The 13948-nt window shown below is 66.3% G+C and carries 24 protein-coding genes and 1 tRNA gene; 23 read left to right on the top strand and 2 right to left on the bottom strand.

Features of this window, described 5'->3' with window-relative positions:
- Nucleotides 1–23 precede the first annotated feature (23 nt).
- Entirely contained in the window at nucleotides 24–1286 is a 1263-nt protein-coding gene (locus tag LT965_RS03280; RefSeq protein WP_232702588.1) for an MFS transporter, read from the bottom strand.
- Between the two features lie 234 nt (nucleotides 1287–1520).
- On the opposite strand from LT965_RS03280, the gene LT965_RS03285 reads away from it, so the two are divergent.
- Together LT965_RS03285 and LT965_RS03290 are read left to right on the top strand one after the other, a co-directional pair.
- Nucleotides 1521–1700 carry a hypothetical protein gene (locus LT965_RS03285; RefSeq protein ID WP_232702589.1) on the top strand — a complete coding sequence of 60 codons (180 nt, stop codon included), beginning with the start codon at nucleotides 1521–1523 and terminating at the stop codon, nucleotides 1698–1700.
- 150 nt (nucleotides 1701–1850) lie between these two features.
- Nucleotides 1851–2093: a DUF378 domain-containing protein gene (locus LT965_RS03290; protein WP_232702590.1), complete on the top strand. Its 243-nt coding sequence runs from the start codon at nucleotides 1851–1853 to the stop codon at nucleotides 2091–2093.
- 255 nt (nucleotides 2094–2348) lie between these two features.
- Here the strand turns inward: LT965_RS03290 and LT965_RS03295 are convergent.
- Nucleotides 2349–2419: transfer RNA gene (locus LT965_RS03295), tRNA-Gly, on the bottom strand.
- Between the two features lie 299 nt (nucleotides 2420–2718).
- Here LT965_RS03295 and LT965_RS03300 point away from each other — a divergent pair.
- From LT965_RS03300 to LT965_RS03400, 21 genes are read left to right on the top strand one after another with little or no spacing between them, the layout of a single operon-like run.
- Complete coding sequence (locus tag LT965_RS03300) at nucleotides 2719–3570, top strand: putative RNA uridine N3 methyltransferase (protein WP_232702591.1); 852 nt, start codon at nucleotides 2719–2721, stop codon at nucleotides 3568–3570.
- A 4-nt stretch (nucleotides 3571–3574) separates the two neighbouring features.
- Nucleotides 3575–4582, top strand: a complete 1008-nt coding sequence (locus LT965_RS03305) for a 50S ribosomal protein L3 (RefSeq protein ID WP_232702592.1) — start codon at nucleotides 3575–3577, stop codon at nucleotides 4580–4582.
- Nucleotides 4583–4584: 2 nt separating this feature from the next.
- Nucleotides 4585–5337, top strand: coding sequence for a 50S ribosomal protein L4 (gene rpl4p / locus LT965_RS03310; protein ID WP_232702593.1), 753 nt, complete (start codon nucleotides 4585–4587; stop codon nucleotides 5335–5337).
- Nucleotides 5334–5588, top strand: a complete 255-nt coding sequence (locus tag LT965_RS03315; RefSeq protein ID WP_232702594.1) for a 50S ribosomal protein L23 — start codon at nucleotides 5334–5336, stop codon at nucleotides 5586–5588. Before rpl4p ends, LT965_RS03315 begins: the two co-directional genes overlap by 4 nt.
- A 2-nt stretch (nucleotides 5589–5590) precedes the next feature.
- Nucleotides 5591–6313 (top strand): 50S ribosomal protein L2, encoded by a 723-nt coding sequence (locus LT965_RS03320; protein ID WP_232702595.1) that lies wholly within the window; start codon nucleotides 5591–5593, stop codon nucleotides 6311–6313.
- 2 nt (nucleotides 6314–6315) lie between these two features.
- Nucleotides 6316–6738 (top strand): 30S ribosomal protein S19, encoded by a 423-nt coding sequence (locus LT965_RS03325; protein WP_232702596.1) that lies wholly within the window; start codon nucleotides 6316–6318, stop codon nucleotides 6736–6738.
- A gap of 3 nt (nucleotides 6739–6741) precedes the next feature.
- Nucleotides 6742–7218, top strand: coding sequence for a 50S ribosomal protein L22 (locus tag LT965_RS03330; protein ID WP_232702597.1), 477 nt, complete (start codon nucleotides 6742–6744; stop codon nucleotides 7216–7218).
- Nucleotides 7218–8234, top strand: coding sequence for a 30S ribosomal protein S3 (locus tag LT965_RS03335; protein WP_232702598.1), 1017 nt, complete (start codon nucleotides 7218–7220; stop codon nucleotides 8232–8234). Before LT965_RS03330 ends, LT965_RS03335 begins: the two co-directional genes overlap by 1 nt.
- The gene (rpmC, locus tag LT965_RS03340; RefSeq protein ID WP_232702599.1) at nucleotides 8234–8455 is read left to right on the top strand and encodes a 50S ribosomal protein L29; all 222 of its coding nucleotides are present in this window, start codon (nucleotides 8234–8236) and stop codon (nucleotides 8453–8455) included. The genes LT965_RS03335 and rpmC overlap by 1 nt, the downstream gene beginning before the upstream one ends.
- Before the next feature lies 1 nt (nucleotide 8456).
- Nucleotides 8457–8843 carry a ribonuclease P protein component 1 gene (locus tag LT965_RS03345; RefSeq protein WP_232702600.1) on the top strand — a complete coding sequence of 129 codons (387 nt, stop codon included), beginning with the start codon at nucleotides 8457–8459 and terminating at the stop codon, nucleotides 8841–8843.
- Complete coding sequence (locus tag LT965_RS03350) at nucleotides 8834–9163, top strand: 30S ribosomal protein S17 (RefSeq protein WP_232702601.1); 330 nt, start codon at nucleotides 8834–8836, stop codon at nucleotides 9161–9163. Before LT965_RS03345 ends, LT965_RS03350 begins: the two co-directional genes overlap by 10 nt.
- The gene (locus tag LT965_RS03355) at nucleotides 9163–9561 is read left to right on the top strand and encodes a 50S ribosomal protein L14 (protein ID WP_232702602.1); all 399 of its coding nucleotides are present in this window, start codon (nucleotides 9163–9165) and stop codon (nucleotides 9559–9561) included. The genes LT965_RS03350 and LT965_RS03355 overlap by 1 nt, the downstream gene beginning before the upstream one ends.
- A gap of 3 nt (nucleotides 9562–9564) precedes the next feature.
- Nucleotides 9565–9921 carry a 50S ribosomal protein L24 gene (gene rplX / locus LT965_RS03360; protein WP_232702603.1) on the top strand — a complete coding sequence of 119 codons (357 nt, stop codon included), beginning with the start codon at nucleotides 9565–9567 and terminating at the stop codon, nucleotides 9919–9921.
- On the top strand, nucleotides 9918–10616 hold the full coding sequence (locus tag LT965_RS03365) for a 30S ribosomal protein S4e (protein WP_232702604.1): 699 nt from the start codon (nucleotides 9918–9920) through the stop codon (nucleotides 10614–10616). Before rplX ends, LT965_RS03365 begins: the two co-directional genes overlap by 4 nt.
- Nucleotides 10613–11143 (top strand): 50S ribosomal protein L5, encoded by a 531-nt coding sequence (locus LT965_RS03370; protein WP_232702605.1) that lies wholly within the window; start codon nucleotides 10613–10615, stop codon nucleotides 11141–11143. Before LT965_RS03365 ends, LT965_RS03370 begins: the two co-directional genes overlap by 4 nt.
- Nucleotides 11140–11295 carry a 30S ribosomal protein S14 gene (locus LT965_RS03375; RefSeq protein WP_009760682.1) on the top strand — a complete coding sequence of 52 codons (156 nt, stop codon included), beginning with the start codon at nucleotides 11140–11142 and terminating at the stop codon, nucleotides 11293–11295. The genes LT965_RS03370 and LT965_RS03375 overlap by 4 nt, the downstream gene beginning before the upstream one ends.
- 2 nt (nucleotides 11296–11297) lie before the next feature.
- A complete protein-coding gene (locus LT965_RS03380) occupies nucleotides 11298–11690 on the top strand; it encodes a 30S ribosomal protein S8 (RefSeq protein WP_232702606.1) in 393 nt (130 codons plus the stop codon).
- A 2-nt stretch (nucleotides 11691–11692) separates the two neighbouring features.
- A complete protein-coding gene (locus LT965_RS03385) occupies nucleotides 11693–12229 on the top strand; it encodes a 50S ribosomal protein L6 (RefSeq protein ID WP_232702607.1) in 537 nt (178 codons plus the stop codon).
- Between the two features lie 3 nt (nucleotides 12230–12232).
- A complete protein-coding gene (locus LT965_RS03390; protein WP_232702608.1) occupies nucleotides 12233–12952 on the top strand; it encodes a 50S ribosomal protein L32e in 720 nt (239 codons plus the stop codon).
- On the top strand, nucleotides 12945–13394 hold the full coding sequence (locus LT965_RS03395; protein WP_232702609.1) for a 50S ribosomal protein L19e: 450 nt from the start codon (nucleotides 12945–12947) through the stop codon (nucleotides 13392–13394). Before LT965_RS03390 ends, LT965_RS03395 begins: the two co-directional genes overlap by 8 nt.
- Nucleotides 13394–13945 carry a 50S ribosomal protein L18 gene (locus LT965_RS03400; RefSeq protein ID WP_232702610.1) on the top strand — a complete coding sequence of 184 codons (552 nt, stop codon included), beginning with the start codon at nucleotides 13394–13396 and terminating at the stop codon, nucleotides 13943–13945. Before LT965_RS03395 ends, LT965_RS03400 begins: the two co-directional genes overlap by 1 nt.
- Nucleotides 13946–13948: the final 3 nt, after the last annotated feature.

Consider the following 13948-nt stretch of genomic DNA (forward strand, 5'->3'; position numbering starts at 1 on the left):
CGGTAGCTGCGTGGCGGGCGGCGTCAGTCCGCGGCGACGGCGCCGGAGGACGGTTCGTAGTCCTCGCTCACCGGCGGCCGGAACGCCCACAGCAGGAACGCCCCGACCAGGAACAGCGCACCGAGGATGGCGACCGCCTTCAGGGGCGTGTACATCCCCGCGAGGATGCCGCTACCGACCCGGAACGGGATGCCGGCGACCTGCCGGAGCATCGCCACCGAGGAGAGGATCGTGGCGCGCCCGACGGACTGGACGTTGTCGTTGATGTAGCGGTTCCGGATGGGGCCGACGACCGAGCCGCCGCCCTTCATCACGAAGAACATCGGGAACGCGAGCAGCGGGAACAGCCCCGCGAACACGTACGTCGCCGCGATGGTGACCGGGATGAGCAACATCGCCTTGCGGACGCCGAGGAGCTCCTCGACGTCGCTGGCGTAGTCGCTGGCGATGGCGGAGATCACCGTGAACGCGGCGTACAGCAGCCCGATGATGCCGGACTCCGGCAGCCCCCACCCTTCGAGCGTCGGGCCGAAACTCGCCTCGAGGGTGTTCTGTGCGATGGGCTGGATCCACATGTCCATCGTCCAGATGGCGCCGCTGAACAGTGCGAGGTAGACGACGAACCACCGGAGGCGGGGCGCCGAGAGCTGGTCGCGGACGACGGGGAGGGCGTCCACGATGGTGAGCCGTTCCTCCCCGACGTCCTCGACGGTGTCGTCGTACGCCTCGTTCTTCGGCAGGCGCAGCACCATCACGAGACTGATGCAGGCCACGACGACGCCCGCGTAGAACGGGTAGAAGCGGTCCACGGCGTAGAGGAAACCGCCCACGATGAGGCTGGCCGCGCTCACCCACTGCGCGAGCGCCCGCGAGCGGCCCTGGATGTACGTGAAGTCGTCCTCGATGTCGTGTTCCTTGAGCGTGTCGTAGAGCCACGCGCTCCCGCTGCCGGAGACGAACGTGCCGCCGAACGACAGCGTGACGAACGTGAACGTGAACCCGACGAAGTCGGTGGCGACGAGGTAGCTGGCGTTCGAGATGAGCATGATGAACGCACCGACGGCGAGGCTGTTCCGCCGGCCGATGCGGTCGCCGACGTAGCCGGTCGGCACCTCGGAGGTGACGACGACGACGGACTGGATGCTGGCGATGAGCCCGATCTGTGCGAGGCTCAGCCCGTTGAACAGGAGGAACAGCGTGTACACGGGGTAGTGGAAGCCGGGACGGGCGGTCGCTCTGTAGAGGTAGTAACGGAGGATGACCTGCGATTCGGAGAGACGGGGCATCGGGGGGTCGTTCGACAATTCTCACGAACCGACAAGAAACCATCGTGAGAGTGCGTCACATCCACAGGGCCCGCGAACCGAAATCACGCCTCAGCAGCTCTCGACCGTCGTCGCGCTCGAACAGCGCCTGGAAGCCAGTGAAGAGAATTACAGTATAGAAAGTGATACGTGTGGTCTCGCAGCTGCTGCAGACGACGACGAGCGTTTAACTGGCTTGTCGTCGAAGAGCCGGTCGTGTTCGACAGCTCGAACCCCCTCCCCATCGTCGGCCTCCTGTTCGCCGTCGTCGGCGTCGTCGGCTACGTCGTGTTCGGCTGGCGGTTCGGCGGCGACAGTAGTGCCGTCGCGAACGCGCTCGCGCTCGTCGCCGTCGCAATCGCCGTGAGCGTGACCGTGTGGCGGCGCCGGCGGTAGCAGGTCGACGCCCTAGGGACGTACGCACTGACTATCGCGGCACTGCGACCCGCCGTAGGCAGTGCCAGTCGTCTCCCGAGCGCCGCCAGCGGCTGTCGTCCGGGAAGTACGTTCCCAATAACAAATCCTCGCGCTAGCCACCGAATCTGTATGGCCGGGACCAGACTGTCGGCGCTCGACTGGGTGTGTTTTGCGCTGCTCATCATCGGGGCGCTCAACTGGGGCGTCATCGGTATCGCGGACGTCAACGTCGTCGAGCTGGGGCTCGAGCCGGTGTTCCAGCCGGATGCGGCCGAGGTGATCGCGCGGGTCATCTACGCGATCGTCGGCCTCGCCGGTCTCTACTTCTTCTACCCGCTGTTCCGCGTCTTCAGGCAGTCGCGTAGGACCTGACCCGGTTCGCGCCGGCACCCGCCAACGTGGACGAGCGACTGGACTCACTCCGGGCACATCACGCGGCGCTCAGCGGTGCGAGTCAGTAGAGAAGTGCGCTGGCGGGGATTTGAACGAGGACCAGACGTTCCGGGCATGTGGCCTCGCTCCGTTCGGCCATTCCGGGACTGCGACTGGTTGGTTCAAATCCCAACGCACACACCTGCAACGACGCGAGAGACACGGAGGTCTCTCGCGGTCGTGGGTTAGTAGAAGTGCGCTGGCGGGGATTTGAACCCCGGTTGTGACCATGGCAAGGTCACGTGATACCACTACACTACCAGCGCGCCTGCGTCCTTCGCATCCAAACAATCGGCAGGGTTGTATATAAATCCACTCTTTGCAGACGAGTGTGCGAGTCGGGAACAACCGTAGACGACGGCGCCGTCGAGTCGGATCGGACGGCCCCGACGACCCGAATCGGGGACGGCCAGCAAGCCACCGAGACTGACAACAACTCGCACACGAATCGGCCGATAACTGGGGTGTGAGACCGCCACAGGGCGGCATCGGAAACGCCACCCTTTTAACGGAGAGGTCAATATCTAACCTACAGTCTCGTGACGAGACACGGACGCGACACGGCATGACACTCAGCGTACTCGTGCCGTCGTCCCTCGTCCGGGAAGCCGAGGACAAACGCGAGGCAACTCGCAAACTCGGTTACGTCGCCCGCGCGGCGGCGGTGTTCCGGGCTGACCGCCTCGTCGTCTTCCCCGACGAAGACGGCGAGCGGAAGTGGGGCGGCGGGTTCGTCGAAACGGTGTTGCGGTACGCCGCGACGCCACCGTACCTCCGAAAGGAGGCCTTCGACACGCGCGACGAACTGGAGTACGTCGGTGTCCTGCCGCCGCTCCGTCTCTCGTCATGGACCGGCTCAGACTCGAGCGGGTCTGGGTCGTTACGACAGGGAATCGTGACCCAGGTCGGATCTGAAGGGCGCGTTCGGGTCAATTGCGGCATGCAACACCCGATCTCCCTCCACCAGCCTCCCGGTATGGAGCTGTCGGAGGGGGAGCGCGTGACCATCAGGGTCTCTTCGCGACGACCGGTCCGTGCCAAGATCGTCGACGAACCCCTCCCGGGGTTCACGGTCGAACGCACGGCCCTCGGTGACGCACTCGACCGACCCGACGCGGGCGTTCGCATCGCCACCTCCCGCCACGGGACGCCGCTTTCGGCGGCATCCCTCGGGGGGTACGTCGAACGCATCGCCCGGGACGGAATGACCGTCGCCTTCGGTGCACCCGGACGTGGGCTCCCGCCCATGCTCGGACTCACCGAGGACGAGGTCAGCGAGGCCGTCGCCGACCCAACTGCCGACGCACCCGCGCGATTCGACGCCTGGCTCAACACCATCCCGTCGCAGGGGAGCGAGGTCGTGCGAACGGAAGAAGCTCTGTTCGCCTCCCTCGGCTGCCTGACGCTCACGGAGTGATACGATGCCACAGCCAAACAGACCACGCAAAGGCTCGATGGGGTTCAGTCCCCGCAAGCGCGCGGAGAGTGAGGTACCGCGCTTCAACTCGTGGCCCGCAGACGACGGGCAGGTAGGCCTCCAGGGGTTCGCCGGCTACAAGGCCGGCATGACCCACGTCGTCCTCGTCGACGACAAGGCCAACTCGCCCAGTGAGGGTATGGAAACGTCCGTGCCCGTCACCGTCGTCGAGACGCCCCCGATGCGAGCGGCCGCCGTTCGCATCTACGAAGACACGCCGTACGGCAAGAAGCCGCTCACGGAAGTCTGGGCAGACGACGTCCACGAGGACCTCGACCGCGCGCTCTCCGTCCCGCAGTCGGGCGGAGACACAGACGAACTGACCGAGACGCTCGAGAACGAAGACGTCGCGGACATCCGTGTCATCACGCACACGGTTCCCGGCGAACTCTCGAGCATCCCGAAGAAAACACCCGACATCATGGAGACGCGCGTCGGCGGTGGCTCCCTCCAGGAGCGTGCCGACTTCGCGGCCGAACTGCTCGAGGACGGCGGCGTCCACGAGTTCGGCGACGTCTTCCGTGCCGGCGAGTTCACGGACATCGCCGGCGTCACGAAGGGCAAGGGGACGCAGGGCCCCGTCAAGCGCTGGGGCGTGCAGAAGCGGAAAGGTAAGCACGCTCGCCAGGGCTGGCGGCGCCGCATCGGTAACCTCGGCCCGTGGAACCCGAGCCGCGTTCGCTCGACGGTTCCGCAGCTCGGACAGACCGGCTACCACCAGCGCACCGAACTCAACAAGCGCCTCATCGACTTCGGTGAGGGCGACGACGTGAACGCCGCCGGCGGCTTCCCGAACTACGGCGAAGTCGACGGCCCGTACACGCTCGTGAAGGGGTCGGTGCCCGGTCCAGACAAGCGCCTGGTGCGTTTCCGTCCGGCCGTCCGGCCGAGCGAATCGCCGCGCCTCGACCCCGAGGTGCGCTACGTCAGCACCGCATCTAACCAAGGATAACCATGCAGGCAACTGTACGCGACCTGAACGGCGACGACGCAGGCACGCTCGACCTGCCGGACGTGTTCACCGAACCCGTCCGCGCAGACCTGATCAAGCGTGCCGTCCTCGCCGCGCAGGCCAACCGAACACAGGAGACAGGCGCCGACGAGTACGCGGGCATGCGCACCTCCGCCGAGTCCCAGGGTAGCGGCCGCGGTATGGCCCACGTCCCCCGGACGAACGGCCGCGGGGCGCGCGTCCCGCAGACCGTCGGCGGTCGGAAAGCGCACCCGCCGAAAGCCGAGAAGGACCACTCCCTCGACCTCAACGACAAGGAGCGGAAGTCCGCCACCCGGAGCGCCATCGCGGCGACCACGGACGGCGAACTGGTCGCCGAGCGCGGCCACCGCTTCGACGAGGACACCGAACTCCCGCTCGTCGTGAGCGACGAGTTCGAGGACCTCGTGAAGACGAAGGAGGTCGTGGAGTTCCTCGAGGCAGTCGGCGTCCACGCGGACGTCGAGCGCGCGGACGAGGGCAAGCAGGTTCGCGCCGGGCAGGGGAAGCTCCGCGGTCGCAAGTACCGCGAACCGAGCTCCCTGCTCGTCGTCACCTCCAGCGAGACCGGTCCGTCGAAGGCCGCCCGCAACCTCGCGGGCGTCGACGTGGCGACCGGCCGAGAGGTGAACACCGAGGACCTCGCGCCCGGGACGGACCCGGGCCGACTGACCCTCTGGACCGAGAGCGCAGTCGAGGAGGTGGCCGACCGATGAGCGGCATCATCGACTACCCCCTCGTCACCGAGAAGGCGATGGACGAGATGGACTTCGACAACAAGCTCCTCTTCATCGTCGACCTCGACGCGCACAAGCCCGAGATTCGTGACGCGATCGAAGACCAGTACGACGTGACTGTCACCAACGTGAACACGCAGGTGACGCCACAGGGCGAGAAGAAGGCCACAGTCACGCTCTCGGAGGACGACGACGCACAGGACGTCGCCTCCCGCATCGGGGTGTTCTGAACATGGGACGCAGAATTCAGGGCCAGCGACGTGGACGCGGGACGTCGACGTTCCGCGCGCCGTCGCACCGATACAAGGCAGAACTGTCGCACCGCAAGGCCGAGGACGCGGACGTGCTCGTCGGCGAGGTCGTCGACATCGAGCACGACCCCGCGCGCAGCGCGCCCGTCGCGAACGTCCAGTTCGAGGACGACGACCAGCGACTCGTCCTCGCCAGCGAGGGCACCGCAGTCGGTGACACGGTCGAGATCGGTATCTCGGCGAGCATCGAGGAGGGCAACACCCTCCCGCTCGCGGAGATCCCCGAGGGCGTGCCCGTCTGCAACGTCGAGAGCCACCCCGGCGACGGTGGCAAGTTCGCTCGCGCGAGCGGGGTCAACGCCGACCTCATCACGCACGAGCGGGACGCCGCAGTCGTCCAGCTGCCCAGCGGCGAGATCAAGCGGCTCTCTCCGGACTGCCGCGCGACCATCGGCGTCGTCGCCGGTGGCGGGCGGACGGAGAAGCCGTTCGTGAAGGCCGGGAACAAGCACCACAAGATGCGAGCGCGCGGTGGGAAGTGGCCGATCGTGCGCGGTGTGGCGATGAACGCCGTCGACCACCCGTTCGGTGGTGGCGGCCGCCAGCACCCCGGTCGACCGAAGAGTGTCTCCCGCAACGCGTCGCCCGGCCGCAAGGTCGGCGACATCGCCTCCAAGCGGACCGGCCGCGGAGGCAACGAGTAACCATGAGCACGGAATACCGAACCGGCCGCGAGGGTGAGTTCACCTACCGCGGTCACGAACTCGACGAGCTGCAGGATATGAGCCTGGAGGAAGTCGCGGAACTGCTCCCCGCACGTCAGCGGCGAACTATCACCCGTGGGCTGTCCGACCAGCACCAGAAGGTGCTCGAGGAAGCCCGCGAATCGACGGCCGAGGAGACGGCGAACGACCCGATCCGGACCCACCTGCGCGACATGCCGGTGCTGCCGGACTTCGTCGGCCTGACGTTCGCGGTCTACAGCGGACAGGAGTTCGAGCGCGTCGAGGTCCAACCCGAGATGATCGGGCACTACCTCGGCGAGTTCCAGCTGACCCGGAACTCGGTCGAACACGGGCAGGCGGGCATCGGCGCGACCCGCTCCTCGAAGTTCGTGCCGCTCAAATAAACCATGGGAATCAGCTACAGCGTGGACACCGACCCGGACGTATCCGCGAGAGCGATGCTCCGAGAACGGCCCATCAGCCTGAAGCACAGCAAAGCCATCGCCCGAGAGATCAAGGGCCGGACGGTCGCCGAGGCGCGAGAGTACCTCGACGCCGTCGTCAACGAGGAGCAGTCGGTGCCGTTCAAGCAGCACAACAGCGGCGTCGGCCACCGGAACGACATCGAGGGCTGGGACGCCGGGCGCTACCCGGAGAAGGCCTCGAAGGACTTCCTGAAGCTCCTCTCGAACGTGGCGAACAACGCCGACCAGCAGGGCTTCGACGCCGACGAGATGGTCGTCACGCACGTCGCCCCGCACAAGGTCGACGAGAGCCAGGGCCGCAAGCCCCGCGCGATGGGGAAGGCGGACCCGTGGAATACCACCCTCTGTGACGTCGAACTCGTCGTCACCGAACCCGACGCCGAGGAGGTGAGCGCGTAATGGCCGACGAGATGCAGTTCATCGAGCAGGGCCTCCAGCGCTCCCAGATCGACGAGTTCTTCGCCACCGAACTGGCTCGCGCCGGCTACGGCGGCATGGAACTCGCACCGACGCCGATGGGGATGCAGATCGTCCTGAAGGCCGAGAAGCCCGGGATGGTCATCGGCAAGGGCGGGAAGAACATCCGGAAGATCACCACCCAGCTCGAGGAGCGATTCGACCTCGAGGACCCGCAGATCGACGTACAGGAGGTCGACGAACCCGACCTCAACGCACAGATCGTCGCGGACCGCCTCGCGAACGCGCTCGAACGCGGCTGGTACTTCCGGAAGGCCGGTCACACGACCATCGACCGCATCATGGACGCCGGCGCACTCGGCGCCGAGATCGTCCTCAGCGGGAAGGTCACCGGCAACCGCGGCCGCGTCGAGAAGTTCAACCGCGGCTACATCAAGCACAACGGCGAACCCGCCGAGGAGATCGTCGACCACGGCAAAGGTGTCGCGGTGATGAAACTCGGCACCATCGGCGTGAGCGTGAAGATCATCCCGCCGAACGCGAAGCTCCCCGACGACTTCGAGATCCAGGAGGAGGCCGACATCGAGGACCTCGTCGTCGACGAAGCCGAGGCCGACGAGGAACTCGAAGACCTCCTCGAAGGCGAGGGCGAGGCCCCCGCCGACGAGGCCGAGGCCGAGGAGGCCGACGCCGCGGCGGAGGCCGACGTAGAGGCCGCCGTCGAGGAGATCGTCGAGGAGGACGTCGAGGTCGAGGAGGGCGCGTTGTCCACCTCGCCGCCGGACGCCGAGGGTGACGTCGAGGAGGAACTCGACGAACTCGCCTCCGAGGTCGAGGCCGAGGAAGAGTTCGACGACGTCGACGAGTCGGCGGAGGAGACCGCCGAGGCCCTCATCGACGAGATGGAAGCAGCGGACGACGCCGAGGCCGAGGAGGCCGAAGCGGAGACCGACGACGAGACCGAAGACGACGCGGACACCGAGGAGGGTGAGGAGTAATGGCGATTCTCCACACCCAGGAGATCCGCGACATGACGCCCGCAGAACGCGAGGCGGAACTCGAGGACATCGAGACGGAGCTGCTGAACGCCAAGGCCGTGAAGGCTGCCGGTGGCGCCCCGGAGAACCCGGGTCGCATCAGCGAACTCCGCCGGACTGTCGCCCGGATCAAGACGATCCAGCGAGAGGAAGGCGACCTCGACGAGACAGACGAGAGCTAAGATGACAGTGACACCCGAGACGCTACCGCGACACGAACTCGTCGGCCTGCACGTGCGGGTCGCCGAGTCGACCGACCCCTCGCGGGTCGGCATCGAGGGGCGCGTCGTCCGCGAGACGATGCGCACCCTAGTTATCGACACCGGGTCGAACAGCGGCGACAGCGACGCGGGTGTCAAGCAGGTTCCCAAGCGGGGAGCCAGATTCACGTTCCGACTCACAGATGAAGCTGCGGTCGCCGCCAAGGCGACCGGGACCGCGTCCAAACCTGCAGGTGGCGAGAGCCAAACCACTGGCGAGGGCGTGGCCTACGTTACGGTGGATGGGGTCGCGTTGCTCTCACGACCAGCGTTACGCTCCGAGACAGGAGTTGATTCGAAATGGCGATAGGACTGAACGTAACAGAACCGGAGGGCACGTGCACCGACGGGAACTGTCCCTTCCACGGAAGTCTTTCCGTGCGAGGACAGGTTCTCGAAGGCGAAGTGGCCTCCACAGACATGGACAAGACCATCGTCGTCGAGCGCGAATACGACGTATTCGTGCCGAAGTACGACCGCTACATGAAACGGCGGTCCCGCGTTCCGGCGCACGCGCCGGAGTGCTTCGACATCGAAGTCGGCGACACGGTCAGCATCGCAGAAACCCGACCGCTCTCGAAGACCAAGTCCCACGTGGTCGTCGAAGTCACCGGCGGAGGTGACGCCTGATGGAAGCCATCAAGGCAGACGTCACGCAGGGCCTGGAGAAGGGCTCGCTCATCACGTGCGCCGACAACACTGGCGCACGCGAGCTCAAGATCACGAGCGTGTCAGGGTACCAGGGAACGAAGAACCGCCACCCGAAGGCCGGGCTGGGCGACAAGGTCACCGTCTCGGTGACCAAGGGGACGCCGGAGATGCGCCGTCAGGTGCTCGAAGCCGTCGTCGTTCGCCAGCGCAAGGCCATCCGTCGACCGGACGGGACGCGCGTGAAGTTCGAGGACAACGCCGCGGTCATCATCGACGACCTCGGCGAGCCTCGCGGGACCGAGATCAAGGGTCCCATCTCGCGCGAAGTGGCGGAACGGTACGGTACCATCGCGAGTACCGCGACGATGATCGTATAGACAATGACCGAACAACCACACAAACAGCGAAACCGCACGGAGCGCGCGTCGCTGCACGAGCGTCACAAGCAGGTGCGGGCGCACCTCTCCGAGGACCTCCGTGAGGAGTACGGACAGCGTCGCGTCCGCGTCAACGTCGGCGACACCGTCGAAGTGATGCGTGGCGACTACGCCGGCGAGGAGGGCGAGGTCATCGACGTCGACCTCCGCGAGGCGTCGGTGTCCGTCGAGGACGTCACCGTCGAGAAGGCGGACGGCGAGGAAGTGCCTCGCACGATGGACGCGAGTAACCTCCGCGTCACCGACCTCGACCTCGAAGACGACGTGCGCGCCGAGCGACTGGAAGGTGACAACGAATGACGAACCACCAGAAGCGACTCTCGGTACCGAAGTCCTGGCCTGTCGAGCGGAAGACGGAGACGTTCACCGCGAAGGCCGGGGCCGGTCCGCACGGCGAGTCGGGCGTTCCGCTCGTCGTCGTGCTCCGGGACGTCCTGGGCTACGTCGACGACAGCAGCGAGGCGCAGTACGCCATCAACACGGACGGCGTGCTCGTCAACGGCGGCTCCGTCGGCGACGTCAAACGCCCCATCGGGATGTTCGACATCCTGGCGTTCCCGGCGCGCGACGAGTACTACCGGGTCTTCCCGGACGAGGGCGGCCGCCTCGGACTCACGCCGATCGAAGCGGACGCGGCGGACAGCAAACTGAACAAGGTCGAGGACAAGACGACCGTCGCCGGCGGGAAGACGCAGCTGAACTTCCACGACGGCTCGAACCTGCTGGTCGAGGACGACTCGTTCAGCGGGGGCGACTCCGTCGTCGTCGAGAACGAGACCAACGAGATCGTCGCCCACTTCGAATACGAGGAGGGCGCGCTCGTCACCGCTGTCGCCGGCCAGCACGCCGGCGAGATCGGTACGGTCGAGGAGATCACCGTCCAGCCCGGCAGCGCGGAGAACACCGTCCGCGTCGAGACCGAGGAGGACGCCTTCGAGACCGTCGAGGAGTACGTCGTCGTCATCGACGAGAACTTCGTGGGTGATGACGAATGAGCGAGAGCGAGACAGAGGCCGAGTTCCACGAGATGCGCGAACCGCGCATCGAGAAGGTCGTCGTCCACATGGGCGTCGGTCGCGGTGGGGTCGACCTCCAGAACGCCGAGGACATCCTCTACGAGATCACGAACCAGGAGACGGTCCGCACGACCGCCAAGCGGACCGAACCCGAGTTCGGCATCCGCGAGGGTGACCCGATCGGTACGAAGGTCACGCTCCGCGGCGAGGACGCCGACGACTTCCTCGACCGAGCGCTCCCGGCCGCCGACCTGGCGAAGCGCCAGTTCGACGACACGGGCAACGTGAGCTTCGGCATCGACGAGCACACGGAGTTCCCCAGCCAGGAGTACGACCCGAACATCGGAATCTACGGGCTCGACGTCACCGTCAACCTCGTACGCCCGGGCTACCGGGTCGCCAAGCGCGACCAGGCTTCCCGGCAGATTCCGTCGAACCACCGACTCGACCCCGAGGACGCAGTCGCGTACCTCGAATCTAACTTCGACGTGGAGGTCAACGAATGAGCGAGACGGACGAAGCAACGGAGACGGGCCAGACACACGAGTGCCGACGCTGTGGCCGCAACCAGGGCCTCGTCGGCAAGTACGACATCTGGCTGTGTCGACAGTGCTTCCGCGAGATCGCCCGCTCGATGGGCTTCAAGAAGTACAGCTAACAATGACGGCAAACGACCCCCTGTCCGACGCACTCTCCGGCCTCGACAACGCCGAGAGCGTCGGGCATCTCACGCATACGGTAGAGCCCGCCTCGAACATGGTCGGCTCCGTCCTCGAGGTCTTCTACGACCGCGGGTACATCGACGGCTTCGAGTTCGTCGACGACGGGAAGGCCGGCCGATTCGAGGTCGAACTGAAAGGTGCCATCAACGAGTGTGGCCCCGTGAACCCGCGGTACTCCGTGGGTGCCGAGGACTTCGAGCAGTGGGAGAAGCGATACCTCCCCGCTCGCGACTACGGTTCGCTCGTCGTCACGACGAGCCACGGTATCATGAGCCACTACGAAGCCCGAGAGGAGGGCGTCGGTGGCCAGGTTATCGCGTACGTATACTAACAATGGCACGAGTCGAAATCGAAATTCCGGACGACGTGACGGCGGAGGTCGACCACCTCGACCTCTCCGTCGAGGGCCCCGAGGGGTCCGTGTCACGGCGCCTCTGGTACCCGGACGTCAGCGTCTCCGTCGAGGACGGCGCAGTCGTCATCGCCAGCGACGCCGAGGACGCCAAGACGATGTCCACCGTCGGGACCTTCGAGAGTCACGTGGAGAACATGTTCCACGGCGTCACCGAAGGCTGGGAGTACCGACTGCAGGTCCACTACTCTCACTTCCCGATGCAGGTCGAAGCGGAAGGCGAGGAGATCGTCATCCAGAACTTCCTCGGCGAGAAGGCGCCCCGGCGCGCCCCCATCCGCGGCGACACGCAGGTCTCCGTGGACGGCGAGGAAGTGACCCTCAACGGCCCGAGTATCGAGGACGTCGGCCAGACGGCGGCCGACATCGAACAGCTCACGCGCGTCACCGACAAGGACACACGCGTGTTCCAGGACGGCGTGTACATCGTCGAGAAACCCAGCAAGGGAGGTGCCTGATAGATGGCAGACGAAGACACCGCACCGGAGTCACTCGAGGACATCTCGGGTGTCGGCCCGTCGAAGGCCGAGGCGCTCCGCGACGCGGGCTACGACTCCGTCGAGGACGTGAAGGCGGCGAGCCAGAGCGACCTCGCGGACGTCGAGGGCATCGGCAACGCGCTCGCGGCCCGCGTGAAGGCAGACGTCGGCGGTCTCGAGGTCGAAGAAGACACCGAGGCGGAGGTCGAGGAGGCCGAACCCGAGGAGACCGAGGAGACCGAAGACGAGGACGTGGAGACGGAGCTCCGTCCCCGCGGCCTCGCGACGAAGACGCCGAACCTGAGCGACGACGAACAGCGGCTCCTCCAGAAGCGACGCCGCGAGGGGAAGCCGCAGTTCAACCGCCAGGACTACCACAAGAAGAAGCGGACGCCGTCGTCGTGGCGCCGTCCCCGCGGCCAGCTATCGAAGCAGCGCCGCGGCATCAAGGGCAAGGGCGACAAAGTGGAGTCCGGCTTCCGCACGCCGAAGGCCGTCCGGGGCAAACACCCGAGCGGCTTCGAAGAGGTTCACGTCCACAACACGGACGACCTCGACGGCATCGACCCGGACACGGAGGCGGCCCGCATCGCCTCTAAGGTCGGCGCACGCAAGCGCGAACGCATCGAGGAGCAGGCAGAGGAGGCGGGCATCCGCGTCCTGAACCCGACCTACGTCGAAGTGGAGGTAGACAATGAGTGATCTGAGCGCACAGAAGCGACTCGCAGCGGACGTCCTCGACGTCGGCAAGGGTCGCGTCTGGTTCGACCCCGAGGCCCAGGGCGACATCGCGGAGGCCATCACCCGAGCGGACATCCGCGAGCTCGTCGAGGAGGGCACGATACAGGCAGAGACCAAGCGCGGGAACTCCCGCGGTCGCGCACGCGAACGCGACGAGAAGCGGTCCTACGGCCACCGCAAGGGCCCCGGCACCCGGAAGGGCAAGCAGGGCGCCCGGCAGAACAGCAAGGAGGCCTACCAGGACCGCATCCGCGCACAGCGACGGACGCTGCGGGAACTCCGCGACGACGGTACCCTCACCGCGAGTGAGTACCGCGAACTGTACAACATGGCCAACGGTGGCGAGTTCGACAGTGTCCGACGCCTCAAGAACTACATCGAAGACAACTACGGTGAGATCTAATGGCAACAGGACCACGCTACAAAGTGCCGATGCGGCGACGCCGCGAGGTCCGGACCGACTACCACCAGAGGTTGCGCCTCCTGAAGTCAGGGAAACCTCGGCTTGTCGCTCGGAAGAGCAACAGGCACGTCACGGCGCAGCTGGTCGCGACCGGACCCGACGGCGACGAGACGATCGCGAGTGCACACTCCAGTGACCTCGAGGAGTACGGCTGGGAAGCCCCGACGGGCAACCTCCCGGCCGCGTACCTCACGGGGCTGCTCGCTGGAACGCGCGCTCGGGAAGCCGGCGCGGAGGAGGGCGTACTCGACATCGGCCTCAACACCGCGACCCCCGGCTCGAAAGTGTTCGCGATCCAGGAGGGCGCGATAGACGCCGGCCTGGAGATCCCGCACAACGACTCGGTCCTCGCGGACTGGTCGCGCACCCGGGGCGAACACATCGCCGACTACGCAGAGACACTCGAGGAGCCGCTGTACGGCGGCGACTTCGACGCAACGGAGCTTCCCGAACACTTCGACGAAGTACGGGAAGCCATTCAGGAGGACTAACAC

This window comes from Halobacterium wangiae (assembly GCF_021249345.1).
Taxonomy (GTDB): domain Archaea; phylum Halobacteriota; class Halobacteria; order Halobacteriales; family Halobacteriaceae; genus Halobacterium; species Halobacterium wangiae.

Coding starts and splice junctions, on each gene's coding strand:
- LT965_RS03315 (WP_232702594.1), top strand. CDS start 5,334: ATGAGCGGCATCATCGACTACCCCCTCGTCACCGAGAAGGCGATGGAC.
- LT965_RS03280 (WP_232702588.1), bottom strand. CDS start 1,286: ATGCCCCGTCTCTCCGAATCGCAGGTCATCCTCCGTTACTACCTCTAC.
- LT965_RS03300 (WP_232702591.1), top strand. CDS start 2,719: ATGACACTCAGCGTACTCGTGCCGTCGTCCCTCGTCCGGGAAGCCGAG.
- LT965_RS03390 (WP_232702608.1), top strand. CDS start 12,233: ATGGCAGACGAAGACACCGCACCGGAGTCACTCGAGGACATCTCGGGT.
- rplX (WP_232702603.1), top strand. CDS start 9,565: ATGACCGAACAACCACACAAACAGCGAAACCGCACGGAGCGCGCGTCG.
- LT965_RS03325 (WP_232702596.1), top strand. CDS start 6,316: ATGAGCACGGAATACCGAACCGGCCGCGAGGGTGAGTTCACCTACCGC.
- LT965_RS03385 (WP_232702607.1), top strand. CDS start 11,693: ATGGCACGAGTCGAAATCGAAATTCCGGACGACGTGACGGCGGAGGTC.
- LT965_RS03400 (WP_232702610.1), top strand. CDS start 13,394: ATGGCAACAGGACCACGCTACAAAGTGCCGATGCGGCGACGCCGCGAG.
- LT965_RS03305 (WP_232702592.1), top strand. CDS start 3,575: ATGCCACAGCCAAACAGACCACGCAAAGGCTCGATGGGGTTCAGTCCC.
- LT965_RS03320 (WP_232702595.1), top strand. CDS start 5,591: ATGGGACGCAGAATTCAGGGCCAGCGACGTGGACGCGGGACGTCGACG.
- LT965_RS03335 (WP_232702598.1), top strand. CDS start 7,218: ATGGCCGACGAGATGCAGTTCATCGAGCAGGGCCTCCAGCGCTCCCAG.
- LT965_RS03365 (WP_232702604.1), top strand. CDS start 9,918: ATGACGAACCACCAGAAGCGACTCTCGGTACCGAAGTCCTGGCCTGTC.
- LT965_RS03330 (WP_232702597.1), top strand. CDS start 6,742: ATGGGAATCAGCTACAGCGTGGACACCGACCCGGACGTATCCGCGAGA.
- LT965_RS03395 (WP_232702609.1), top strand. CDS start 12,945: ATGAGTGATCTGAGCGCACAGAAGCGACTCGCAGCGGACGTCCTCGAC.
- LT965_RS03290 (WP_232702590.1), top strand. CDS start 1,851: ATGGCCGGGACCAGACTGTCGGCGCTCGACTGGGTGTGTTTTGCGCTG.
- LT965_RS03355 (WP_232702602.1), top strand. CDS start 9,163: ATGGAAGCCATCAAGGCAGACGTCACGCAGGGCCTGGAGAAGGGCTCG.
- LT965_RS03370 (WP_232702605.1), top strand. CDS start 10,613: ATGAGCGAGAGCGAGACAGAGGCCGAGTTCCACGAGATGCGCGAACCG.
- LT965_RS03350 (WP_232702601.1), top strand. CDS start 8,834: ATGGCGATAGGACTGAACGTAACAGAACCGGAGGGCACGTGCACCGAC.
- rpmC (WP_232702599.1), top strand. CDS start 8,234: ATGGCGATTCTCCACACCCAGGAGATCCGCGACATGACGCCCGCAGAA.
- LT965_RS03375 (WP_009760682.1), top strand. CDS start 11,140: ATGAGCGAGACGGACGAAGCAACGGAGACGGGCCAGACACACGAGTGC.
- LT965_RS03345 (WP_232702600.1), top strand. CDS start 8,457: ATGACAGTGACACCCGAGACGCTACCGCGACACGAACTCGTCGGCCTG.
- rpl4p (WP_232702593.1), top strand. CDS start 4,585: ATGCAGGCAACTGTACGCGACCTGAACGGCGACGACGCAGGCACGCTC.
- LT965_RS03380 (WP_232702606.1), top strand. CDS start 11,298: ATGACGGCAAACGACCCCCTGTCCGACGCACTCTCCGGCCTCGACAAC.